Consider the following 23,450-nt stretch of genomic DNA (forward strand, 5'->3'; position numbering starts at 1 on the left):
GGCGCGCGCATGAGCGGACGCGACATCGATGCGGGCGACGCCCCGCCGGTCCCCCTGGTCGAGGTGCCACCCTCGCGGCTCGCGCGCTGGCGCGATTCCGACCTGCTGGCCAATTTCCTGCGCTCGAAGACGGCCGTGGTGGCGCTGATCGCCACCGTGCTGATGGTCGGCCTCGCCTTCGCGTCGCCCTGGATCGCCCCGCAGAATCCCTACGACCCGGCCCAGCTCGACCTGATCAACTCCAACCTGCCGCCGATCTGGCAGGCCGATGGTCAGGCGCCCTACTATCTCGGCACGGACGACCAGGGCCGGGACGTGCTCTCGGCGGTGCTGTACGGCCTGCGCCTCTCGCTGATCGTCGGCGTGCTCGGGGTGGTGACCTCCGGCATCCTCGGCATCGCGCTCGGCTTGATCGCCGGCTACGCGGGCGGGGCGGTCGACACGCTGATCATGCGGGTCGCCGACGTGCAGCTCACCTTCCCGGCGATCCTGATCGCCCTGGTGGTGGACGGCGTCGCCAAGGCGAGCTTCGGCAGCGCGCTCGATGTCGGGCCGCTGATCGGCCTGATCGTGGTCTCGATCGGCCTGTCCTTCTGGGTGCAGTACGCCCGGACCGTGCGCTCCTCCGTGATGGTGGAGAAGGGCAAGGACTACGTCCAGGCGGCCCGGCTGATCGGCCTGTCGCCCCCGGTGATCATGGTCCGCCACGTCCTGCCGAACGTCACCGGCCCGGTCTTCGTCATCGCGACCATCAACCTGGCGCTCGCCATCATCACCGAGGCGACGCTGTCGTTCCTGGGGACGGGATTGCCCGAGACCATGCCGTCGCTCGGCACGTTGATCCGCACCGGCAACCGCTTCCTGTTCTCCGGCGAGTGGTGGATCGTCGCCTTCCCGGGGCTGGCGCTAGCCGGGCTGGTCATCGCCATCAACCTCCTGGGGGATTGGCTGCGCGACGCGCTCAACCCGAAGCTGCAATGAGGGTGGGTGTGAGCAAGTCTCATCTCTATCCCACCCGTGCCCTCATCCTGAGGTGCCGGAGCGTAGCGGAGGCCTCGAAGGAGGGCTCCAGGGATCGCGCGCCATCTGGAGGGCTCCTTCGAGGCTCGCTGCGCTCGCACCTCAGGATGAGGTGGAGGGTTGGAGAAGGCTCCACAGTGGGAGCAGCCGCGCCATGACCGAAACCATCCTCTCCGTGCGCGACCTCACGGTCGCCTTCGACACCCGCCGCGGTCCGCTCACCGCCATCGACCGGGTCTCGTTCGACATCGGCCGCGGCGAGATCCTGGGCGTCGTCGGCGAATCCGGGGCCGGCAAGTCGGTGACCGGCTCGGCGGTGATCGGGTTGATCGACCGGCCGGGCCGGATCGCCGGCGGCGAGATCCGCCTGCGGGGCGAGCGCATCGACAACCTCTCCCCGGAGGCGATGCGGCGGGTGCGGGGCCAGCGCATCGGCATGATCTTCCAGGATCCGTTGACCTCCCTCGACCCGCTGTTCCGGGTGGGCGACCAGATCGTCGAGACCCTGCGCACACATACCAATCTCTCCGCGAAGGCCGCCCGCACCCGCGCCATCGACCTGCTGGCCGAGGTCGGCATCCCGGCGCCCGAGCGGCGGATCGACGGCTACCCGCACGAATTCTCCGGCGGCATGCGCCAGCGGGTGGTGATCGCCCTCGCGCTCGCCGCCGAGCCCGAGCTGATCATCGCCGACGAGCCGACCACGGCGCTCGACGTCTCGGTCCAGGCGCAGATCATCACGCTGCTCAAGCGCCTCTGCCGCGAGCACGGCACCGCGGTGATGCTGGTGACCCACGATATGGGCGTGATCGCCGAGGCCGCCGACCGGGTGGCGGTGATGTATGCCGGGCGGGTGGCCGAGATCGGCCCGGTCGCCTCGGTGATCGCGAAGCCCCACCACCCCTACGCGGTCGGCCTGATGGGGGCGATCCCGACCCTGTCGCAGGAGGCGGACCGGCTCAGCCAGATCCCCGGCTCGATGCCGCGGCTCACCGCCATCCCGCAGGGCTGCGCCTTCAATCCGCGCTGCCCGAAGGTCTTCGCCCGCTGCTGCGTCGAGCGGCCGGAGCCGATCCCGGTGGATGCGAGCCGGGTGGCTTGCCATCTCTACGATACGGACGCCGTCACTTTCCCCTCCCCCCTGCGGGGAGGGGTCAGGGGTGGGGGTGGTGCAGAAGGCACTGCAACGCTCCATCCTGAACCACCCCCACCCTCGATCCCTCCCCGCAAGGGGGAGGGAAGGATCGCGCGATGACGGCCTACGTCGAAGTCACCGACCTGCGCCGCCGGTTCGACGTCTCGAAACCTTGGCTCAACCGGGTGATCGAGCGCGAGCCGCGCAAGTTCCTCACGGCGGTCGATCGCGTCGACTTCGCGATCGAGAAGGGCGAGACCTTCGCGATCGTCGGCGAATCCGGCTCCGGCAAATCGACGGTGGCGCGGATGGTGGTCGGCCTGCTGCCGCCCTCCGCCGGCGAGGTGACGATCACCGGGGTCTCGATGACCGATCCGCGCCAGGCCGCCGCCCGCAGGCGCCTGCGGGCCCGGATCCAGATGATCTTCCAGGACCCCTACGCGTCCATGAATCCGCGCTGGCGGGTCGGCAAGATCATCGCCGAGCCGATCCGGGCCTTCAACCTGATCCAGGGGGAGGGGGCGATCCGCGCCCGGGTGGCCGAGCTGCTCGGCCTCGTCGGGCTCCACGCCGACGATGCGAAGAAATATCCGCACGAATTCTCCGGCGGGCAGCGCCAGCGCGTGGCGATCGCCCGGGCGCTGGCGAGCCAGGCCGAGTTCCTGGTGGGCGACGAGCCGACCTCGGCGCTCGACGTCTCGGTCCAGGCGCAGATCCTCAACCTGATGCGCGATCTGCAGGACCGGCTGGGGCTGACCTACCTGTTCATCTCCCACAACCTCGCCGTGGTCCGCCACATGGCGACCCGGGTGGGGGTAATGTATCTCGGCCGGCTCGTGGAGGTCGCCGCCGCCAGGGACCTGTTCGCGGCGCCGCGCCATCCCTACACGCGGATGCTCCTCGACGCGGTGCCCGACCTTGCCCATGTCGGCCGCGCCCGGGTGCCGGTCTCCGGCGAGATCCCGAATCCAATCGATCCGCCGCCCGGCTGCACCTTCCACCCGCGCTGCCCGCTCGCGAACGACCGCTGCCGCGCCGAGGTGCCGGCGTTGCTCGACGGCGTCGCCTGCCACGCCGTGCAGGAAGGCCGGGCCTGACGGGCGCGGCTACGCGTCCCGCCACTCCGAGAAGGTCGCCGCCTGCCCAACGGTCGCACCGTCGCGGTCGAGCTGCCAGACCACGGCCCGCTCAATCCAGAAGCGGCGCCCATCCTTCGCGATGCGCAGGCCGCGGTAATCCCGGCTGAACCCGTCCCGGGTCACGGCATCGAGCAGCCGCTGGCGCTCGGCGCGTTCGGGCGCCTCCGCCGAGAGCCGCGAGGGCAGACCGACCAGCTCCGCGCGGCTGTATCCGAAACAGGCCTGCGCCGCCCGGTTGGCGTAGACGAAGCGCGGATCCGCGCCGCCATCATGGGCCAGGACCGCGAACGGCGCCTGCCCGTAGAGCCACGCCGCATCCGACCCGTCGGGCACCAGCGGCGTGCCCAGGCGCCGGGCGTAGCTGCCGGTGAGCACGGCGAAGAAGTCCGGGTCATGCGAGAGATCTGTCATGGCGTGCCGGAATGCGGGGGGCTGGCGGCTGCGAATCGCGCGGCGGCATTCAGAGCCGGTCCGCCTTCGCGGCGCAACGGTGATCCATCGCGGTCCTTGCTGACAAACGCGTTCGGTGAATAAGCCGAATATGAAATTTTTTGATCTTCTCAATAAAAGTACGCATCTTCAGAATTCCTACCGCAGATTGATTATCGGTAAAAATCATAAATATTCAGAAAATTCAAAAAGAAGGTCATCAGAGTCAGCTATTGGTTGAGTGGCTTGACCGGATTGCGCGGTGCACGCTACAGGCGGATCAGTATCGCGTCTGCGACGAGAAGATAGTTTGGGATGCCTGTCACGGGTCCCGAAGAAATCAGAGGCGCGCCGGGATCCGTCTTCTTCCGGTCTCGATCCGGATGCTTATGTCCCACGCTCCCGATCCGATCCGGAGGGCCGTCCGGCGGCCTCAGGTATTCACAGCCCGATCGTCATGAAACCCGGACTACGATCATCAAGGCTGGATCGCGCATGCGCGAGGCGTGGGTCGAGGACCCCGGTCCGGGACGCGGCCCCTGGCGGCCGCGTCCCGCCGGACGGGGGCGGCGGTTCCGCGATCGCGTGTGGGGTGCCACGGCCATATGGGCGATCGACAGGTGGGATGCATGGATCCTGAAGGATCCGGGGTCGAGCCCGGGACCGCGCCCCGACGGGCCGCCCGGCCGCTGCGGATCCTCGCGGTCGCCGTCCAGAAGGGCGGCACCGGCAAGACGACGCTGGCCGCCTCCCTGGCGGTCGCCGCCGCGGAGGCGGGCGAGCGCGTGACCGCCCTCGACCTCGATCCGCAGAACTCCTTGGCGAGTTGGGGCGCCCTGCGGACGGAGAATTCCGTCACGGTCGACCGGGTGCAGCCCTGGGAGATCGGGCAGCTCCCGGCGATCCTGGATCAGCTGGCCGAGCAGGGCACGACGCTCGCCGTCCTCGACACCGCCGGCAGCTCCGCCGGGCTCGCCCCGGCCCTGAAGGAGGCCGATTTCGTTGTGCTGCCGGTGCGGCCCTCGCGGCTCGACATCGTGGCGGCCCGCCCGACCCTCAAGGCGCTGGTCGGCCTCGGTCTGCGCGGGCGGCTGGCCCTGGTGCTGAACCAGTGCCCGCCGCTGCCCTCGCCGCGCACCAGCGCCTATGCCGAGCAGCTGCACGGGCTGGGGGTTCTGGCCGAGCCGAGCATCGTCCACCGGGTCGACCATCAGGACGCCCTGGCCACCGGCCTCGGCGTCACGGAATACGCCCCCGACGGCCTGGCCGCCGAGGAGATCCGGGCCCTCTGGGCCTGGATCGACGCGAAGATGCGGGCGACGGCCCGGTGAAGCCCTAGCCCTGGCCGAGGGCCGTGAGGATCCGCGCCCAGGAGCGCGTGCCCTTGTGGAAGCTCGTCAGGTCGTACTTCTCGTTGGGCGAGTGGATGCGGTCGTCGTCGAGGCCGAAGCCGATCAGCAGGGTGTCGCGCCCGAGGATCCGCTTGAAGTCGCCGACGATCGGGATCGAGCCGCCCGCCCCGACCGTGACGGCCGGCACGCCCCATTCCTCGGCGAGCGCGGCCTTGGCGGCGCCGAGCTGCGGCATGTCGAAGGGCAGGCTGATCGCCCGCGAGCCCTTGTAGGTGATGAACTCGACCGTGCAATCCGCCGGGATGCGCTCCCGCACGAAGGCCTCGAAGTTCCGCGCCAGCGCCTGCGGATCCTGGTCGTCCACGAGGCGGAACGAGATCTTGGCCGAGGCCGTGGAGGCAATCACCGTCTTGGTGCCCTCGCCGGTATAGCCGCCGATGATGCCGTTGGCGTCGCAGGAGGGGCGCGACTGCACCAGCTCGATCGGCAGGCGCCCGCGCTCACCCGCGGGCTCCTTCAGGCCGATCGGGCCCAGCAGCTTCTCGGGCGTCAGCCCGAGGCCGCGCCACTGCTCCAGAACCTCCGGCGGGCGCTCACGCACGCCTTCGTAGAAGCCCGGGATGGTCACCCGGCCGTCGGCGTCGTGGAGGTCGGCGATGATCTTGGCGAGGACGTGGATCGGGTTGCGCGCCGCGCCCCCGAAGAAGCCCGAATGCAGGTCCCGGTCGGCGCAGGTGACCTTCACCTCGAAATAGGCGAGGCCGCGCAAGCTGGACGTGATGGCCGGGGTGGCGCGGTCCCACATGGTGGTGTCGCAGACCAGCACCACGTCGCAGCCGAGCTTTTCGCGATTGGCCGCGACCCATTCGGGCAGGCCCTGCGAGCCGCTCTCCTCGGCGCCCTCGACCAGGATGGTGACGCCGCAGGGCAGCTCGCCGCTCATGGCGATGTGGGCCCGGCAGGCCTCCACGAAGGTCATCACCTGGCCCTTGTCGTCCGACGACCCGCGCCCGACGATTTTCTTGCCACCCGCACCGTCGTCGGCGATGTGCGGCTCGAAGGGCGGCGTCGTCCAGAGGTCGAGGGGATCGACCGGCTGCACGTCGTAATGGCCGTAGAACAGGACGTGCGGCGCCCCGGGCTTCGGCTTGTGGGCGAGCACCACCGGGTGGAGCGAGGTCTCCTCCACGGCGGTGTCGAAGCCCAGCGCCGTCAGGTCCTTGGCGAGCCAGGCGGCGGCCTCGCGGCACGGGCCGGCATAGGCCGGATCGGTGGAGATCGACGGGATCCGCAGGAAGGCGAACAGCCGCTCCAGGGCGTTCTCCAGATCGGCGTCGATGTCGTTGAGGATCGCGTCGAGCGCGGCCATCGGGGGCTCCGGGGTTTGTTCGCAGGACGAGGGTTAGCCGAGGCGGGGTGCGGGCGGCAATGTCGGGCGGTGGGTTTGGGAGATCGGGAACCGCTCGGCCGATCCGAACCTGAGACCCTCTGTCCCGGAACGGGCACAGATTGGAACGGTTATCGACAGAACCCGCCGCCCCGAACCGTGGACACGCCATGCTCCTTGAGAAACAGCCGCCGGTGTCGGCGGATACGCCGATCGGCATCACGCTCACGATCAACGGGCAGCGGCGCGAGCTCCAGGTCGCCCCGTGGACCACGCTCCTCGACCTGCTGCGCGAGAGACTCGATCTCACCGGCACCAAGAAGGGCTGCGACCACGGCCAGTGCGGCGCCTGCACGGTGCTGGTGAACGGAACGCGCGTGAATGCCTGCCTCACGCTCGCCGTGATGAAGGACGGCGCCGAGATCACCACGGTGGAAGGCCTCGCCGGCCTCGGCGACCGCAAGGGCAGCAACGCCCTCCACCCGATCCAGGAGGCGTTCATCGAGCACGATGCCTTCCAGTGCGGCTACTGCACGCCGGGCCAGCTCTGCTCGTCGGTCGGCCTGATGAACGAGGGCCACGCGACGACGCGCGAAGAAATCCGCGAGGCGATGAGCGGCAACATCTGCCGCTGCGGCGCCTACACCAACATCGTCGACGCCATCGAGGACGTCATGCAGGGGGGCGCCCGATGAACCGCTTCGATTACGTCCGCGCCGGCACGGTGGCGGAGGCGGTGCAGGCCTTCGGGGCGGGCGCACGCTTCATCGCGGGCGGCACCAACCTGATCGACCTGATGAAGTACGATGTCGAGAAGCCCGGCCGGCTGATCGACATCACCCGCCTGCCCCTCGACAAGATCGAGGATCACGGGAACGGCCTGCGGATCGGCGCGCTCGCCACCAACGCCAAGGTGGCGTACGACGACCGGGTCGCCGAGCGCTATCCGCTGCTGCGCAACGCCATCCTGGCGGGCGCCTCGGCGCAGCTGCGCAACGCGGCCTCGACCGGCGGAAACCTGCTGCAGCGGACCCGCTGCTACTATTTTTACGACACGGCCACCGCCTGCAACAAGCGCGAGCCCGGCTCCGGCTGCCCGGCGATCGGCGGGATGAACCGCATCCACGCGATCTTCGGGACGAGCGATCAGTGTATCGCCACCCACCCCTCCGACATGTGCATCGCGCTGGCCGCCCTGGAGGCGACCGTGCAGGTGAGCGGGCCGCAGGGCGAGCGGTCGATCCCCTTCGCCGAGTTCCACCGCCTGCCGGGCGACAAGCCCGAAGTCGATACCAATCTCGCCCCCGGCGAGATCATCGTCGCGGTTGATCTGCCGGAGAGCCGCTTCCCGCAGCACTACACCTATCTGAAGCTGCGTGACCGGCTGTCCTACGCCTTCGCGCTGGTCTCGGTGGCGGCGGGCCTGGAGCTCGACGGCGACCGGGTGAAGACCGCGCGCCTCGCCCTCGGCGGCGTCGCCCACAAGCCCTGGCGCAACCGGGACGCCGAGGCCCTGCTCGAGGGCAAGCCCGCCACCCGCGAGACCTTTGAGGCGGCGGCCGACCTCATCGTCTCCGAGGCGAAGCCCCAGTCGGAAAACGGCTTCAAGATCGATCTCGCCCGGCGCGCCATCGTGCGCGGCCTCGAACAGGCCGCCGCCGGCACGCCCCAGTCGCTCAGCGACAAGCGCATCCAGTAGGCCCCGCCATGACCCACACTGCCAGCCCCCAGACGTTCAGCTCCACCGGCCGCGACACCTTCGTGGGTAGCCCGCTGAGCCGCATCGACGGTCCCGCCAAGGTCACGGGCCTCGCCAAGTACGCGGGCGAGTTCGCCGCCCCCGGCCTCGCCTATGGCTGCATCGTGTCGAGCGCCATCGCCAAGGGCCGGATCGTCGCGATCGACGCCGCCAAGGCCGAGGCGGTGCCGGGCGTCCTCAAGGTGATCACCCACGAGAACCGGCCGCGCACCGCGTGGCGCGACAAGAACTTCCAGGATGCGGTGGCGCCCCCCGGCTCGCCGTTCCGCGCCCTCTACGACGACCTGATCGCGTTCAGCGGTCAGCCGGTCGCCCTGGTGGTGGCCGAGGATTTCGAGACGGCGCGCCACGCCGCCAGCCTGGTCCACGTCACCTACGCGGCCCAGGAGCCGGAGACCGACCTCGAAGCCATGCGCGGCGAGGCCTATGACCCGCCGACCAAGCGCGAGGGCATCAAGCCGCCGCCGAAGCCCTGGGGCGATGCCGACGCGGCGTTCGGCAGCGCGCCCGTGCGGGTGCAGGAGGGCTACAGCCTCGCCATCGAGCACCACAACCCGATGGAGCCGCACGCCTCGACGGTCGTGGTGGAGGCGGACGGGACCTACACGGTCTACGACAAGGTGCAGGGCGTCTCGAACAGCCAGCAGTACCTCGCCGGCGTGTTCGGCCTGAAGCCCGATCAGGTCCGTGTCCTCAACCCCTATCTCGGCGGCGGCTTCGGCTCGGGCCTGCGCCCGCAATACCAGCTGTTCCTGGCCATGCTGGCCGCGCAGGAGCTGAAGCGCTCCGTGCGGGTCACCCTGACCCGCGACCAGATGTGGTCGTTCACCTACCGGCCCGAGGCACTGCAGACGATCGCACTCGGCGCCGAGCGGGACGGCCGTCTCGTCGCCCTGCGGCACGACGCGATCCACGGCACCTCGCACTACGAGGATTACCAGGAGGTCGTGGTCAACTGGTCGGGGGTCCTCTACCGCTGTGACAACGTCGCCCTGACCTACGGCCTCGTGAAGGTCGATACCCCGACCCCCGGCGACATGCGCGCGCCGGGTGCCGTCTCGGGCGTGTTCGCCATCGAGACCGCCATGGACGAACTCGCCTACGCGGCCGGGATCGACCCGATCGCCCTGCGGCTCAAGAACTACGCCGAGTCCGACGCCACCGCCGGGGGCAAGCCCTTCGGCTCGAAGGAGCTCAAGAACTGCTTCACGCAGGGCGCCGAGCGGTTCGGGTGGGCGAAGCGCACCCCGGAGCCCCGCTCAATGCGGGACGGGCGGGAACTGGTCGGCTGGGGCGTCGCCACCGGGGTCTGGGAATCGATGATGATGCAGTCGAGCGCCATCGCGACCCTGACGCCGGACGGCCGCCTGACGGTTGGCAATTCCACCGGCGATATCGGCACCGGCACCTACACGATCCTCACCCAGATCGCCGCCGACACCCTCGGCCTGCCGATGGACGCGGTCACCACCAAGCTCGGCGACACCCGCCTGCCGGAGGCGCCGGTCGCGGGCGGCTCGTGGACCGCGGCCTCCTCGGGCACCGCCGTGATGAAGGCGTGCCGCAACGTCGGCGAGCAGGTGTTCAAGCTCGCCCGCGGACTCGAGAACTCGCCGCTCGCCAATGTCGATTTCGACCGCGCGGTGTTCGCGGACGGCCGCATCGGAGTGGCGGGTGATCCCGGCCGCAGCGTCTCCCTGGTGGAGGTTTTGCAGGCGGCGGGCGTCGACAAGGTCGAGGCGGTCGAGCAGGCCGGTCCCGACAAGGACTTCAACCAGGCCTTCGAGGCCTACACCCACTCGGCGGTGTTCGTGGAGGTGAAGGTCGACGAGGAACTGGGCCAGGTCCGGGTGACCCGGGTGGTCTCGGCGATCGCAGCCGGCAAGGTGCTAAATCCGAAGACCGCCCGCAGCCAGATCCTCGGCGGCGTGGTGATGGGGATCGGCTCGGCGCTGGAGGAAGAGTCGATGCTCGACCACCGGATCGGCCGGTTCATGAACCACAATCTCGGCGAGTACCACGTGCCGGTGAACGCCGACATCTACGACATCGACGTGATCTTCGTGGACGAGGAGGACAAGGCGAATCCCCTCGGCGTGAAGGGGCTCGGCGAGATCGGCATCGTCGGCACCGCGGCGGCGATCACCAACGCGGTGTTCCACGCCACCGGCAAGCGGGTGCGCCACCTGCCGATCACGGTCGACAAGCTGCTGTGAGGCGTGGGTGGAGCCGCTTCGCGGCTTGCCTTCGCGCTGGGTCCCGGATCAGGTTGCGCTGACGCTCCACCTGTCCGGGGGCGAGCGGTGAAGGTTGAATTGCAAGACCCGTTCCCGGGCGCATGCCGCGTAAGCGGAATGCGACCCGGGACACAGCGCAAAAACCCTCCGCAAAGCGGCGCAGTCTGAAAAACCCGTGAGCCACCTGCTGCAATCCTGGCGCTTCTGGGCGCTCGCCGCCGCGGGGTTTGCGGCGCTCACCGCGATCCTCGCCAAAATCGGCGTCGCCGGTGTCCCGTCGGACGTCGCGACGCTCGTGCGCACGGCGGTGATCCTGGTCTTCGCCGGCGCGATCGTCGTCGCCTCGGGCCAGACCGGCGGGCTGGCGCAGATTTCCAGCCGCAGCCTCGTGTTCCTGATCCTGTCCGGGCTCGCCACCGGGGCGTCCTGGCTCTGCTACTTCCGGGCGCTGTCGCTCGGCGACGCCGCCCGGGTCGCACCGCTGGACAAGCTCAGCGTCGTGCTGGTGGCGATTCTCGGCGCCACCCTGCTCGGGGAAACGCTCAGCCCCGCCGCCTGGGCCGGCGTCGCGCTGATCGCCGCCGGGGCCGCCCTGGTCGCCTCGGGCTGGTGAGGCCGCACACCGATCCGTTAACCCGTTCGGCGCAGTCTGGTGGTCCCTCGCGAAAGGGGACCACCATGGATTGGGTCTACCGCGGCTTCGAGACCTCGCTCCTCGGCCTCGCCCTGTGTCTCGGTCTCGCGGCCTGCCTGACGCTGGACGCCGACAGGCCACCGAACGGCGCCCTCACGATCACCCTGCCGATGCTGTCCGTGACCGCCCCTGCGCCCTGAGCCGACCCGGCGTCAGGCGGCGCCCTGCGTGGCGCGGAACATGAAGCCCCGGGCCGCGTCGTCCATCTCGGCCTTGAAGCTGTGCCGGCCCTTCAGGGCTTCGGCGGCCTGGGCGGCCGGCCGCGCGTTGATCGTGTCGAGGAGACGCTTCACGTTCGGCAGGTCCTTGAAAGCTTCTTCGCCGAGGATGAACGGCACCATCCGGGCCCAGCCCCAGGCCGCCATGTCGACGATCGTGTAGGTCTCGCCCAGGATGTAGGGCCGGTCCTTCAGCCGCTGGTCGAGGACGCCCCAGTGGCGCCGCGCCTCGTAGGCGTAGCGCTCGGTGGCGTAGGCGCCGCCGTCCTTCGCGAAGTGACGGAAATGCACGCATTGGCCCGAGAACGGCCCGATGCCGGTGGCCACGAACATCAGCCAGGACAGCATCTCGCCCCGCACCGGCTCGCCGTCCGGCAGGAACCGGCCGGTCTTGCCCGCGAGGTAGAGCAGGATCGCGTTCGAATCGAACACCGTCACGTCGTCGTCGACGATCGTCGGCACCTTCCCGTTCGGGTTGAGCGCCAGATAGGCGGGGTCGAACTGCTCGCCCTTGCGCGGATCCACCGGCACCGGCTCGTAGGGCAGGCCCATCTCCTCCAGGCAGAGGGCGACCTTCATGGGATTGGGGCTGAGATTGTAGAAGAATCGAATCACGGCGCGCTCCCTGAACGATCCCGGAAAGATGTTCGGAGCTGCGTTCCGCACAAGCCGCGGCGGCGCAGGGCGGCTATTCCGTCACGATCTTGTAGCTGCGTCCCGGCACCAGCGGGGCGCCCCGCTCCAGACCGTTGAGGACGAGGAAGCGTTCGAGCGCCCGGTCGGGTACCGCCATGCGGCGGGCGAGTTCCTCGGCGCTGGGCGAGGTCGCCTGCACCACCTGCAGCCGCAGGGGGCGCAGGACCGCCTCCTCGGGCCCGATCGCCCCGAGGCTCGCGGTCCAGCGGCGGAAGGCCGGGTCGGGATCGGTCGCGCCCTTGGCGGCCATGATCATCCGGTAGGTCGAATCGCCGATCCGGATCGCCGCGAGGCGGAAGGTCCAGTCCTTGCCCCGCGACAGCGCGAAGGCCGCCGGATGGCCGGCCACATCCCGGCTCTCGAAGCCCGCCGGATCGAAGGCGTCGTTCCAGCTCGCCTTCAGCACCGCGTCGAGGGGTTGGCCGTCCTTGGCCTCGATCTGGTCGAACAGCAGGCGCCGATTTCCGTCCGGGGTCGTGCCGAGGACCGCCGAGCGGGTGTTCTCCAGGGTGAAGCCCTCCGGCACCTCGAAGGCGATGCCCAGCCCCGGATGGATGAAGCGGTGGCCCCGCACGGCGCCGTCGCGTGGGTTGTCGCCGTAGGCAAGCCCATCGACGGCGGCGAGGTAGCCGGCCCGGTCGTCGGTGCCGATGCCCGGCGCGCCGATGCGCCGGGCCGCCCGGGTCACCTGGGTGACGCGCTCGGCCGTGCCCGGATGGGTCGCCAGCATGTCGGGCTCAGTGGCGCTGTTGGCCTTCAGCCCCGTCGAGCGGTTGAGGGCGGTGAGAAAGCGCCCGGCCGCGAACGGATCGTATCCCGCCTTGGCCAGAGTCCGCACGCCGGTGGCGTCCGCCTCCAGCTCCTGCTCGCGGGAGAACCGGGCCAGCGCGAAGCGGGACTGGTTCTGGAGCTGCGCGCCGGTATCGGGGTCGTTCAGCACGTCCCGGACGACCCGGCTGACCAGCTGCGAGCGCAGTTCCAGCTCGCTGCGGGCGGTGGCGTGGTTGAGGGTCACGTGCGCCATCTCGTGCGCCAGCACGGCCGCCACCTCGGAGGTGTCGCTCGCCAGCGCCACCAGCCCGCGGGTGACGTAGAGCCGCCCGTTCGGCAGCGCGAAGGCGTTGACCACCGGCGAATCGAGGAGCGTCACCACGTAGGTCTGGTCCGGCCGGTCGCTCGCCTTCACGAGGCGGTCGGTCACCTCCGTGAGCATCCGCGTCACGTTGGGCGCGCGCGCCTCGCCCCCGAAGGAGGCCACGAGCTTGAGGTGATCGGCATCCGACACGCGCTCGCGGCCGGTGGTCCGCGGCGCCTCGACCGGCACCCGCACCACGGCCGGCTGCACGGTCGCGACGCTCTGGTCGGCCACGCAGGCGCCCAGGATCAGGCTCGCCGACAGGGCCGCGGCACAGGATGCCGCAAACCGCCGCGGGAACAGGCCCGCCGCCCGAAAGAATCCCCCCGTGATCCCGCCCATCGCGATCAGCGCCGCAGCCCCCGTTCCGTCTCCGGGCCGGCCTCGGGCCGGTCCGCCTCGCCGAGGACCTCGATGGCATCGGCCCCGGCCTCCAGGGTCGGACCGCGCCAGATCTCCAGGATGCCGCGCACGCGCACGGGCCGGCCTTCGAGCGAGGCCGCACTCAAACCACGGCCGCGTACCATTCGCCAAGTGCGTTTCGATACCGTCACCGTGAGCGCGTCCGCGCCCTTGGTGCCGAAATCGAGATAGGTCCGGCTGCTGCGCTCGCCGACATGGCGCAGCCGGCCCTCCACCACCACGAATCGTCCGGCGAGCGCCCGGAGCGCCGGACCATCGGTCGCGGCCAATGGGGGCTCGCGCCACAGGCCGAGTCGTTTCGCCCGCGCGGCATCCTCGACCAGGCGCAGGGCCGGGCGGCAGAGCGAATCGGCCTCGTTCGCGTCCGCGAAGGCGAGCCCTTCGGCGATCAGCCCGCCCGCGAGGTCCACGTCGCCCCCCACGACCACGAGATCGGCCCGCTCCCGACCCCAGCGGTCGACCGGACCGCGGGGCGTCAGGGCGAGCCCGCTCCCGCGCCGGGCGTCGAGCCAGGCCCGGGCTGCGGCAGCGACCTCCGGCGCATCCGGCCAGCGCAGGGAATCGAGCACCACCCGGGCACCCGAGGCGAGGCGGATCTCGCCCCGCAACCCGATGCTTTCCAGGACCTCGATGCGCGATGGGCCCGCCGTGATGGTCCACGCAGCCAGAACCGCCGCCCCGATCCGCTTCGCCGATCCCGCCGTCCCACGCATGCGATACCCCGGGACATCATGCGGCGTGAAAGGCCCCTGTCCACCGGGGCGCGGTTGGCCTGCGGCCGGGGGAATGCTATGGAGTCCGCGGTTGTCTCCGTAGCTCAGCTGGACAGAGCACAGGTTTCCTAAACAGGTTCAATTGGGCGTCGCGCCGGGAAACCGCGCGGCGGATCCGCTCAAAGTCGGGGAAAGCTTCCGGCACCGGCGCCTCGTCGTCGGTACCCTGCCGATCCCGAGCCAAGCCCGCCCGGCGCATCCGCGCCCGGCGGGAAGGTGTAGAGACTAGACGGGCGGCACCTAAAGGCCGGACGCGAATCCGGTCCAGGGTGAAGGGATAGTCCAGGCCACGAACGCGACCCTCCGGGCGCGGCGGCGAAAGCCGAAGTGGTATGAAACCTGGGGTCGCAGGTTCGAGCCCTGCCGGGGACACCATCATCTTACCGAGGGGTGCCGCCCAATCGGCGCCCTCGCCAAGCCTCGCGCCCTTGTCGGTCGTCAACCGGTGACAAGATCGCCGGCCCGCGCTAAGCTTTGCCGCCAGGAATCGTGGCAAGGGGGTGGGCGAGCTTCTTCATGGCGGGTCAGAAAACCGATCAGCGCGACGTCTATGTCGGGCAGCGCATCGCTGAGCAGCGGCGGAAGGCATCCCTCACGCAGCGCCGCGTCGCGCAGAGCTTCGGTATGTCGGCCGCCCAGCTCCAGAAGTACGAGAAGGGCACCAACCGGATCAGCGCCGTCCATCTCGACATCTTCTCCCGGATGACCGGCGTGCCGATGGACTATTTCTTCAAGGGCATGCCGCGGACGGATGATTTCGTCGCCCCCGGCTTCGGCGAGCGCGAGCAGGCATCTTTGTCCGACAGCGGACTGAAGGGGCTGGCCGAGGTGGTGGGCCGCCACATCATCGAGAATTGCTCCGAAGAGACCCGCCGCGACGTCGCCGATGCGATTCGGGCGCTGGAGAACAAGCTCGGCAGCTGACGCAGCCGGTCCGAAGGCCGGTTCTGACGTTCGCGCGCTCGATGATGCGCGAACGGAAATCCCGGATACGGTGCGGATGCTGATCTTCGGGCCGGCGTTCTAGGTATTCGGCGCTGGCCGTTTTTTCACTCGCATCGTCCGTTATAGCGGATCCGTTCGGCAATCCGTCTTGACCCGACTCAGGTCGGGTGCGAGAACCCCGACCCCAAGAAGGGTCAAGCGCCGCGATCGCGCCGGCGTGCTCTGCAGCCGAGGCCGTCCATGCCGCGTTCCAACTACCTGTTCACCAGCGAGTCCGTCTCCGAGGGGCATCCGGACAAGGTCTGCGACAGGATCTCGGACACCGTGGTCGACGCCTACCTGACGGCGATGCCGGAGGCGCGGCTCGGCGTCGAGACGCTGGCCACCACCAACCGCATCGTGATCGCGGGCGAGGTGCGCGGGCCGGACTCGGTCACCTTCAAGGATCTCGAGGCCCTGACCCGCGAGGCGGTGAAGGATATCGGCTACGAGCAGTCGGGCTTCCACTGGAAGAACAACGACGTCGCCATCCATCTGCACGCGCAGTCGGCCGATATCGCCCAGGGCGTCGACGCCGCCGGCAACAAGGACGAGGGCGCGGGCGACCAGGGCATCATGTTCGGCTACGCGGCCGACGAGACCCCGGAGCTGATGCCGGCCCCGATCTTCTACGCCCACCGGATCCTCAAGGACCTCGCCGATGCCCGCCGGGCCAAGCAGGGCGATGCCGCCAAGCTCGGCCCCGACGCCAAGAGCCAGGTGACGGTCCGCTACGAGAACGGCCGCCCGGTCGAGGTGACCCAGATCGTGCTCTCGACCCAGCACCTCGACGAGTCCCTGGACTCGGCGGACGTGCGCGCCATCGTCGAGCCCTACATCCGCAAGGCCCTGCCGGAGGGCTGGGTCAACGAGGGCACCGCCTGGCACGTGAACCCGACCGGCAAGTTCGTGATCGGCGGCCCGGACGGCGATGCCGGCCTCACCGGCCGCAAGATCATCGTGGACACCTACGGCGGCGCGGCCCCCCACGGCGGTGGCGCGTTCTCGGGCAAGGATCCGACGAAGGTCGACCGCTCGGCGGCGTATGCGGCCCGCTACCTCGCCAAGAACGTCGTGGCCGCCGGGCTCGCCCGCCGGGCGACGATCCAGCTCGCCTACGCGATCGGCGTCTCGAAGCCGCTCTCGATCTACGTGGACCTGCACGGCACCGGGAACGTGGACGAGGCGAAGCTCGAAGCCGTCCTGATGGACGCCCTGGACCTCTCGCCCCGCGGCATCCGCACGGCGCTCGGCCTCAACAAGCCGATCTACGCCCGCACCGCGGCCTACGGCCATTTCGGCCGCGCCCCGGAGGCCGATGGCGGCTTCTCCTGGGAGCGCACGGACCTCGCCGACAAGCTGAAGTCGGCGCTGGCCTGAGCCTTCCACGCCGGGGATGAATAGGGAGGGGCGGGCCGTATGTTCGGCGCCGCCCCTGTCCCGGATGCATGAAGCGTCAGCGGAATGCGATCCGGGACCCAGCATAGGACGACGCGAAGCGTCCGGCTGGGAAACTCGTGCCCGCGAATGCCGAGCGACCTGATCGTGCCGCTTCGCGGCGTGCCGGGCGCTGGATCCCGCATCACCGTCCGCTGACGCTCCAGGTGTCCGGGAAAGGGTTGCGTCATTCTTCACGTGTGCTGAGCCATTGGACACCGACAAGTCTGGACACCCTGCTCATCCGGCCGAGGAGGCGGAGCGCGCCTTCTTCGGTCGGCGCAAGGGCAAGCGCCTGCGCGGGGAGCAGGAGCGGCGCCTCGCCGACCTGCTGCCCAAGCTGCGCGTGACCCTGCCGCCGGACGGCCGGACCCTCGATCCGCGCACGCTCTTCCCCGACCTCACGGCTCCGCCCGAGACGCTCTGGCTGGAGATCGGCTTCGGCGGCGGGGAGCACCTCGCCGCGCAGGCTGCAGCCCATCCCGACGCCGGGTTCATCGGGGCCGAGCCCTTCGTCAACGGCGTGGTGAAGCTCCTCGCTGCGGTTGAGGCGCGGTCCCTCCGCAACGTCCGCATCCGCGACGAGGACGTCACCGCCCTGCTGGCGCGCCTGCCGGATGCCTGCCTGGATCGGGTCTACCTGCTCTATCCCGATCCCTGGCCGAAGCGGCGCCAGCGCAAGCGCCGGTTCGTGTCGGACGCTTCGCTCGCCGAGATCGGCCGGGTCCTCAAGGATGGCGGCCTGTTCCGCTTCGCCAGCGACATCGACGACTATGCCGGCTGGACCCTGGTGCGGGCCGCCCGCTGCCCGACCCTGACCTGGACGGCGCGGGGCGCGTCGGACTGGACGCAACCCTTCCCGGGCTGGCCGGGCACCCGCTACGAGGCCAAGGCGCTGGCGGCCGGACGGCGGCCGACCTACCTGGAATTTGTCCGGTTGCCCCGCGGGTCCGAACCTTCGGTCTGACGCGCCCGGCTTCCCCTTCGCCCGTCTGCGCTCTAAGCCCACAGGTGAGGGGGCGTCGCAATGCCGGGAGACCACCTTGCCACGGCCACGCTCGGGCTCCATCCTGAGATCCGGTCGCCAGTCGCGATGGGCGAGGGGCCATCTCCTGCGGGAGCGCGCTGCGGCGCGTTCGAGGATTCGTCCAAGTGAGTGAGTGGGTGGGCCAGGGCCCGGCGGACGACCCGTATCGCACCGGCTTCGATGAGGCTGCGATCGGCCTTCTCGTGCTGTCGGCGGACGAAACCGTGATCGTGGCCGCCAACCGGACCCTGCACGACCTGATCGGCTGGGCGCCGGGCACGCTGCCTGGGCGGGCTGCCGCCGAGGTGCTCGGCGAAGGCCCAGTCGGTCTTCGGACCGGTCTTCAGGTCTGGCGGCACGCGGATGGCAGCCCCCTCGACGTGCGGGTGCACCGGTCCGGCCGCACGCTCGTGGTCGAGGCCGTGGACGTGGATGCGGCCGCCCATTCCGAGGCGAACAGCGAGGCGCTCGCCGCCGCGGGCCTCGGGGAATGGCGCTGGGACCGGGCGACGGGCCTCCTCACCCTGTCGCGCCGCGCGGCGCGGATCCTGGGCCGGCCACCGGGCCGCTCCGTGTCGTGGGAGGAGATGAAGACCAGCCTGTCGGAGGCCGAACACACGCGCCTGAGCGCGCTCACCGCCGAGGCGGGCGTGACCGGCTCGCCCTACCAGTTCGACACGCCCATCACGGTGGCCGGACGCACCGTGATCCTCCGGGTCCGGGGGCAGGCGGTGCCGGGCCCCGACGGTGAGCCTGTCAGCATGGTCGGCGTCATTCAGGATATCACGACGCGGGTCGAGGCCCGGGACGAGATCCTGTCGCGCGACCAGCGCCTGCGGGTCGCCACCACGATCGCCAAGCTCGGCATCTTCGAGTGGCATATGCTCGAGGATCAGGCGATCTGGGAGAACGAGCACATGTACGAGATCTTCGGGCACGCGCCCGAGGACGGCACCATCGGCAAGGCCGAGTTCCTGAACGACATCCTCCACCCTGAGGACCGGCCGGGCGTGCGCAAGGCGATCTCGCGGGCGCTGCGGGAGGACGGGATCCTGCAGATCGGCGGCCGCATCCGGCGCAAGTCGGACGGCGCGTGGCGTACGATCGACATGGCCGGCCGGTTCGAGCGCGACGCCCCCGGCCGCCTGCCGCGCCGCCTCATCGGCGTGGTCGCGGACGTGACCGACCGTCGCCTCGCCGAGGAGCGCCAGACCCTGCTGATCCGCGAGCTGCACCACCGGGTGAAGAACACGCTCGCCACCGTCCAGGCGATCGTCGGCTCCACGGCGCGGACGGCGTCGAGCATCGAGAGCTTCTACGAGGCCTTCGTCGGGCGCATCAAATCGCTGGCCCATACCCACTCGGTGCTGACCGAGGACACTTGGCAGATGGCCTCGCTGGAGAACCTCCTGCTCAACGAGCTGAAGCCCTATGCAGAGGTGACCGCGGACGGGGGCGCGGAGGGCCGGATCAGCCTGGCGGGGCCGGCGATCGACCTGCCGTCCGAGATCGCGGTGCCGATCGGAATGGCGATCCACGAACTCACCACCAACGCCGCCAAGTACGGGGCGCTCTCGAACCGTACCGGGCGGGTCGCGGTGGACTGGACGCTGGAGCCGGGCGGGCCGGCCGGGATCCTGCGTTTCTCCTGGCAGGAAACCGGCGGTCCGCCGGTTGCGCCGCCGAGCCGTCAGGGTTTTGGCTCGCGGTTGCTCCAGCGGGTCCTGATCGCGCAGGTTCAGGCCGAGGTGACGACCGATTATGCCCCCGGCGGCTTCACCCTCACGATGCGGGCCCCGATCCCGCCGCGCAACGACAGCCTCAACCCGCTGGTCTGATCAGGCCGCGCCCCGCGTGCCGGCTTCGCCGCCGCCGTCCACGAAGGCCTTCAACTCGTCCAGCGACGCGAAGGTGAACCGACCCTGCGGGGTCTCCGCCTCGATCGAGCCGTTCTCGAACATCACGTAGGTGTTGCCGCCCGAGGCGTAGCGACCGACCACGGTGCGCGCCTCCGGCTTCAAGGCCGAGGGCGCGGGTTCCGGCGCAGGCGCTGGCGGCGCGGCGGGTTCCGCCTCCGGTCCCGGGAAGGGGTCCGGCGCGGCGAACAGATCGTCCTCCGGCGCGATCACGCCTGGGGGCTGAACCGCCCCGGGTCCGGGCGCCGCCGGCTGGGGCATTTCGAGCCTGGGGGGCTCCCGGGGCGGCAGGGCCGGTCCCCGCGGGATCGCGGGCGGTGCCGGGGGCTGCGGTGTCAGCTCGCCCCGGACCGGCTTCGGCAGGTCGGCCGGCACCGGCGCGACGGGCTCCGGTCGGAGATCGAGGTTCGGCTCGATCCGCGGGCGCTCGGGATCGAAGGGCGGCTCGACCACCGACGGCACGATGAAGGCGGGGGCCGCGGGCAAGATAGGCGGCCGGCCCCGGCCCTCGTCGGCGGCCGGCATCGTGCCGGGCGCGGTCATCGGCGCGGCCATCGATGCGGCTTCGGGCGCGGTGTCCCGCGGCCCGGAGGCCGGGACCTGCGCGATCGCCCGCGCGACGCGTCGGAAGCTGAGGGCTAGCACGCCCAGACCGAGCAGGACCGCCCCCGAGGAGGCCGCCACCGAGCCCGCGATCACCATCGCGAGGCCGCTCTCCAGCCGGACATACGGGAAGCCCTGGATCACGGCGGCGCAGCCCCCGATGATCATGGCGGCGGCGAGCGCGAACAGCGCAGCGATCATGAGACTCTCTGGCACGTGCCGGCCCCCGCCGGCCCTCAAGGCATGGCGTACAGTAAGGCCTGGCCGGGAGATTGCAAAACCGGATGGCGAGATCACCCGGGATAGCGCCCTCCGCCGGTTGTCTGCGGGCGAACCCGCGCGGCTCGGCCCCCCGGATTTGGGGACTTCGCGCCGGGCCGGCCCGGAACGGCGTTGCCGTCCTGCGGCGCCCGACTTACCTAGCGGTCTCTCGACTCGGGAGCCCCCGCCGGGGACGAGGCTGCCCCCTGCCCATGTTCCTTGCCAAGCGGAGACAGACGCGATGACCTTCACCCTGCCGGAACTGCCCTACGCCTACGACGCGCTCGGGCCGTACATGTCGAAGGAAACCCTCGAGTTTCACCACGACAAGCACCACAAGGCTTACGTCGATACGGGCAACAAGCTGCTCGAGGGCACCGATCTCCAGGGCAAGAGCGTCGAGGAGATCGTGAAGGCCGCCTACAACACGAACCAGCCGCTCTTCAACAACGCCGGCCAGCACTACAACCACATCCACTTCTGGCAGTGGATGAAGCCCAACGGCGGCGGCGCGATCCCCGGCGCGCTCGCCAAGAAGATCGACGAGGATCTTGGCGGCGCCGAGAAGTTCAAGGCGGACTTCATCCAGGCGGGTGTCGGCCAGTTCGGCTCGGGCTGGGCGTGGCTCGCCGTGAAGGACGGCAAGCTCGCGATCATGAAGACCCCGAACGGCGAGAACCCGCTGGTCCACGGCGCCAAGCCGATCCTCGGCGTCGACGTGTGGGAGCACTCCTATTACATCGACTACCGCAACCGCCGGCCCGACTACCTCAAGGCGTTCATCGAGAATCTCGTGAACTGGGAGCACGTGGAGAAGATGTACGCCGAGGCGACCGCCTGAGGCGTTCAGCCGATGCCGCGGGCTTCGTGTCCGCGGCACCCTTGAGGTGGCTGACGAAACCGGCTCTTGATGCGCGCATCGCCGGATGACCCGGTGCAGAAGGGCCCGGCCATTTTCTTGTTGCGCAACGATTCAGCCTTCACCCCATCCCCCCTCTGCGGGGGAGGGCGGCCCCTGCGTCAGCAGGGGTCGGGAGAGGGGAGCGCGGGTTCAGGATACGGCGCAAGCTTCATGAGGGTCGGCGTTCTCTTCTGGCGCGTTGCTCCCCTCTCCCGACCCCCTTCGGGGGCCACCCTCCCCCGCAGAGGGGGGAGGGAGACGCGCGAAGCCTGTCGCGCCTCTTCTTCAGCGACGTCGACGGCTTCCGGTGGCCAGCGGCGGCAGCCATTCCGTTGGCATGCACGCTCATGATCCGCTCCATCCTCTCGGTCGGCGGCTGGACCCTGGTCTCGCGCGTCACGGGCTTTGCCCGCGACGTGGTGATGGCCGCCGTGATGGGGGCGGGGCCCATGGCCGACGCCTTCGTGGTGGCGTTCCGGCTGCCGAACCATTTCCGGGCGATCTTCGGCGAGGGCGCGTTCAACACCGCCTTCGTGCCGGCCTATGCCGGGCTCGCGGAGGCGGGCGCCCCGGGGGACGCGCACCGGTTCGCCGATCGGGTCTTCACCCTGATGCTGATCGTGCAGCTCGTGCTGCTCAACCTCGCCCTGCCGGCGATGCCCTGGGTGGTCCATGCGCTCGCGCCGGGCTTCGCCGAGGATGGCGAGCGCTTCCGGCTCGCGGTCGCGCTGACCCGGATCACCTTCCCGTACCTGCTGTTCATGACGCTGGTGACGCTGCTGTCGGGCATCCTCAACGCCCACCGGCACTTCGCCGTGGCGGCCGGCGCCCCGGTCCTGCTCAACCTCGCGATGCTGGCCGCCCTGGGCCTTAGCGCCCTGTTCCCGAATGCCGCCTACGCCGCCGCCTGGGGTGTGGCCGTCTCGGGCGTGCTCCAGTTCGGCCTGCTCTGGTGGGGCTGCCGGCGGGTCCGGGTGATGCCGGACCTCGCGGTGCCGCGCCTCGATCCGGCGCTGACCCGCTTCTTCGCCGTGCTCGGACCCGCGGTGATCGGCTCGGCCGGCTTCCAGATCGCGGCCTTCGCCGACACGATCATCGCGAGCTGGCTGCCCACCGGGGCGGTCTCGGCGCTCTACTATGCCGACCGGCTCTATCAGCTCCCGTTCGGGGTCATCGCCATCGCGGCCGGCACCGTGCTGCTGCCCGAGATGAGCCGCCGGATCGCCGCCGGGGACGTGGCCGGGGCGCATGCGGCGCAGAACCGGGCGGCGGGATTCTCCCTGGCCCTGTCGGCGCCGTTCACCGTGGCGTTCCTGACCATTCCGGGCCTGATCATGGCGGCCCTGTTCCAGCGCGGGGCCTTCAGCGCGGAGGATGCCGCCCGGGCGGCCTCGGTGCTCGCCGCCTACGGCTTCGCGCTGCCGGCCGTGGTGCTGGTCCGCAGCGCGACGGCGAGCTTCTATGCCCGCCAGGATACCAAGACCCCGCTCTGGGCCTCGCTCACGGCGATCGCGGTGAACGTCGCGCTCAAGCTCTGGCTCACCGGCCCCTACGGCGTCACCGGGCTGGCGCTGGCCACGGCGGTGGCCCAATGGGTCAACCTGATCCTCCTGCTGGTGCTCGCCAAGCGCCGGAACTGGACGGCCCCGGGCCGCACCCTGGGGCTCACCGTCGCGGGGGTGGCGCTCGCCTGCCTCGGGCTGGCGGTCGTCGCCATTTACGGCCAGGGGGTTGTGCAGGCGATCGTACCGGCCTTGACGCACGGGCGCGAAATCGTCGTGCTGCTGCTGCTCGGGCTGGCCGGCGCGGTCGTCTATGGCGGCCTGCTGGCAGGATTGCTGCACCTGTTCGGCCTGCGCCTGCGCCGGGCATGAGAAAAAGGTCGGGCTCGCCGCGGCGCGGTCCCGGCCCCAGATCGGGCGAG

The 23,450-nt window shown here is 70.3% G+C and carries 21 protein-coding genes; 15 read left to right on the forward strand and 6 right to left on the reverse strand.

Features of this window, described 5'->3' with window-relative positions; all coding sequences use genetic code 11:
* Positions 1-9 precede the first annotated feature (9 nt).
* The 3 genes from AAHG09_RS14205 (at position 10) to AAHG09_RS14215 (ending at position 3,252) form a co-directional block, all read left to right on the forward strand.
* Entirely contained in the window at positions 10-981 is a 972-nt protein-coding gene (locus tag AAHG09_RS14205) for an ABC transporter permease (RefSeq protein WP_342107983.1), read from the forward strand.
* Positions 982-1,174: 193 nt separating this feature from the next.
* Positions 1,175-2,275 carry an ABC transporter ATP-binding protein gene (locus AAHG09_RS14210; RefSeq protein ID WP_342107985.1) on the forward strand — a complete coding sequence of 367 codons (1,101 nt, stop codon included), beginning with the start codon at positions 1,175-1,177 and terminating at the stop codon, positions 2,273-2,275.
* The gene (locus AAHG09_RS14215) at positions 2,272-3,252 is read left to right on the forward strand and encodes an ABC transporter ATP-binding protein (RefSeq protein WP_342107986.1); all 981 of its coding nucleotides are present in this window, start codon (positions 2,272-2,274) and stop codon (positions 3,250-3,252) included. Before AAHG09_RS14210 ends, AAHG09_RS14215 begins: the two co-directional genes overlap by 4 nt.
* 9 nt (positions 3,253-3,261) lie before the next feature.
* On the opposite strand, the gene AAHG09_RS14220 is transcribed toward AAHG09_RS14215, so the two are convergent.
* Positions 3,262-3,705: an MEKHLA domain-containing protein gene (locus AAHG09_RS14220; RefSeq protein ID WP_342107988.1), complete on the reverse strand. Its 444-nt coding sequence runs from the start codon at positions 3,703-3,705 to the stop codon at positions 3,262-3,264.
* A gap of 647 nt (positions 3,706-4,352) precedes the next feature.
* On the opposite strand from AAHG09_RS14220, the gene AAHG09_RS14225 reads away from it, so the two are divergent.
* Positions 4,353-5,054: a nucleotide-binding protein gene (locus tag AAHG09_RS14225; RefSeq protein ID WP_342107989.1), complete on the forward strand. Its 702-nt coding sequence runs from the start codon at positions 4,353-4,355 to the stop codon at positions 5,052-5,054.
* A 4-nt stretch (positions 5,055-5,058) separates the two neighbouring features.
* Here the strand turns inward: AAHG09_RS14225 and AAHG09_RS14230 are convergent, their stop codons facing one another.
* A complete protein-coding gene (locus AAHG09_RS14230) occupies positions 5,059-6,444 on the reverse strand; it encodes a M20/M25/M40 family metallo-hydrolase (protein WP_342107990.1) in 1,386 nt (461 codons plus the stop codon).
* 188 nt (positions 6,445-6,632) lie between these two features.
* On the opposite strand from AAHG09_RS14230, the gene AAHG09_RS14235 reads away from it, so the two are divergent.
* The 5 genes from AAHG09_RS14235 to AAHG09_RS14255 all read left to right on the forward strand — a co-directional run bounded on the left by AAHG09_RS14235 (position 6,633) and on the right by AAHG09_RS14255 (position 11,292).
* Positions 6,633-7,157 (forward strand): (2Fe-2S)-binding protein, encoded by a 525-nt coding sequence (locus AAHG09_RS14235; protein ID WP_342107991.1) that lies wholly within the window; start codon positions 6,633-6,635, stop codon positions 7,155-7,157.
* Positions 7,154-8,161: an FAD binding domain-containing protein gene (locus tag AAHG09_RS14240; protein WP_342107993.1), complete on the forward strand. Its 1,008-nt coding sequence runs from the start codon at positions 7,154-7,156 to the stop codon at positions 8,159-8,161. The genes AAHG09_RS14235 and AAHG09_RS14240 overlap by 4 nt, the downstream gene beginning before the upstream one ends.
* A gap of 8 nt (positions 8,162-8,169) precedes the next feature.
* Positions 8,170-10,437: a xanthine dehydrogenase family protein molybdopterin-binding subunit gene (locus AAHG09_RS14245; protein WP_342107994.1), complete on the forward strand. Its 2,268-nt coding sequence runs from the start codon at positions 8,170-8,172 to the stop codon at positions 10,435-10,437.
* A gap of 196 nt (positions 10,438-10,633) precedes the next feature.
* Positions 10,634-11,071 (forward strand): EamA family transporter, encoded by a 438-nt coding sequence (locus AAHG09_RS14250; protein ID WP_342107995.1) that lies wholly within the window; start codon positions 10,634-10,636, stop codon positions 11,069-11,071.
* 65 nt (positions 11,072-11,136) lie between these two features.
* A complete protein-coding gene (locus AAHG09_RS14255; RefSeq protein WP_342107996.1) occupies positions 11,137-11,292 on the forward strand; it encodes a hypothetical protein in 156 nt (51 codons plus the stop codon).
* A gap of 12 nt (positions 11,293-11,304) precedes the next feature.
* Here the strand turns inward: AAHG09_RS14255 and AAHG09_RS14260 are convergent, their stop codons facing one another.
* From AAHG09_RS14260 to AAHG09_RS14270, 3 genes are all read right to left on the reverse strand, one after another.
* The gene (locus AAHG09_RS14260) at positions 11,305-11,985 is read right to left on the reverse strand and encodes a glutathione S-transferase family protein (protein ID WP_342107997.1); all 681 of its coding nucleotides are present in this window, start codon (positions 11,983-11,985) and stop codon (positions 11,305-11,307) included.
* A gap of 73 nt (positions 11,986-12,058) precedes the next feature.
* Positions 12,059-13,543 (reverse strand): M48 family metalloprotease, encoded by a 1,485-nt coding sequence (locus tag AAHG09_RS14265; RefSeq protein WP_342107998.1) that lies wholly within the window; start codon positions 13,541-13,543, stop codon positions 12,059-12,061.
* A gap of 5 nt (positions 13,544-13,548) precedes the next feature.
* Positions 13,549-14,337 carry a pentapeptide repeat-containing protein gene (locus tag AAHG09_RS14270; protein WP_342107999.1) on the reverse strand — a complete coding sequence of 263 codons (789 nt, stop codon included), beginning with the start codon at positions 14,335-14,337 and terminating at the stop codon, positions 13,549-13,551.
* A gap of 576 nt (positions 14,338-14,913) precedes the next feature.
* Between AAHG09_RS14270 and AAHG09_RS14275 the strand changes: the two genes are divergently transcribed.
* From AAHG09_RS14275 to AAHG09_RS14290, 4 genes are all read left to right on the forward strand, one after another.
* Positions 14,914-15,321, forward strand: coding sequence for a helix-turn-helix domain-containing protein (locus tag AAHG09_RS14275; protein WP_244005077.1), 408 nt, complete (start codon positions 14,914-14,916; stop codon positions 15,319-15,321).
* 261 nt (positions 15,322-15,582) lie between these two features.
* Positions 15,583-16,761, forward strand: coding sequence for a methionine adenosyltransferase (metK, locus tag AAHG09_RS14280; RefSeq protein WP_342108000.1), 1,179 nt, complete (start codon positions 15,583-15,585; stop codon positions 16,759-16,761).
* Between the two features lie 268 nt (positions 16,762-17,029).
* Complete coding sequence (gene trmB, locus AAHG09_RS14285; protein WP_342108002.1) at positions 17,030-17,785, forward strand: tRNA (guanine(46)-N(7))-methyltransferase TrmB; 756 nt, start codon at positions 17,030-17,032, stop codon at positions 17,783-17,785.
* 185 nt (positions 17,786-17,970) lie between these two features.
* Positions 17,971-19,683 carry a sensor histidine kinase gene (locus AAHG09_RS14290; protein WP_342108003.1) on the forward strand — a complete coding sequence of 571 codons (1,713 nt, stop codon included), beginning with the start codon at positions 17,971-17,973 and terminating at the stop codon, positions 19,681-19,683.
* Here AAHG09_RS14290 and AAHG09_RS14295 read toward each other — a convergent pair whose 3' ends face one another.
* Complete coding sequence (locus AAHG09_RS14295) at positions 19,684-20,565, reverse strand: hypothetical protein (protein WP_342108004.1); 882 nt, start codon at positions 20,563-20,565, stop codon at positions 19,684-19,686.
* 301 nt (positions 20,566-20,866) lie between these two features.
* Between AAHG09_RS14295 and AAHG09_RS14300 the strand changes: the two genes are divergently transcribed.
* Both AAHG09_RS14300 and murJ read left to right on the forward strand, forming a co-directional pair.
* Positions 20,867-21,466, forward strand: a complete 600-nt coding sequence (locus tag AAHG09_RS14300; RefSeq protein ID WP_091718287.1) for a superoxide dismutase — start codon at positions 20,867-20,869, stop codon at positions 21,464-21,466.
* 407 nt (positions 21,467-21,873) lie between these two features.
* Positions 21,874-23,400 (forward strand): murein biosynthesis integral membrane protein MurJ, encoded by a 1,527-nt coding sequence (murJ, locus tag AAHG09_RS14305; protein WP_342108005.1) that lies wholly within the window; start codon positions 21,874-21,876, stop codon positions 23,398-23,400.
* Positions 23,401-23,450 lie beyond the last annotated feature (50 nt).

Source organism: Methylobacterium guangdongense (genome assembly GCF_038442355.1).
Taxonomy (GTDB): Bacteria; Pseudomonadota; Alphaproteobacteria; order Rhizobiales; family Beijerinckiaceae; genus Methylobacterium; species Methylobacterium guangdongense.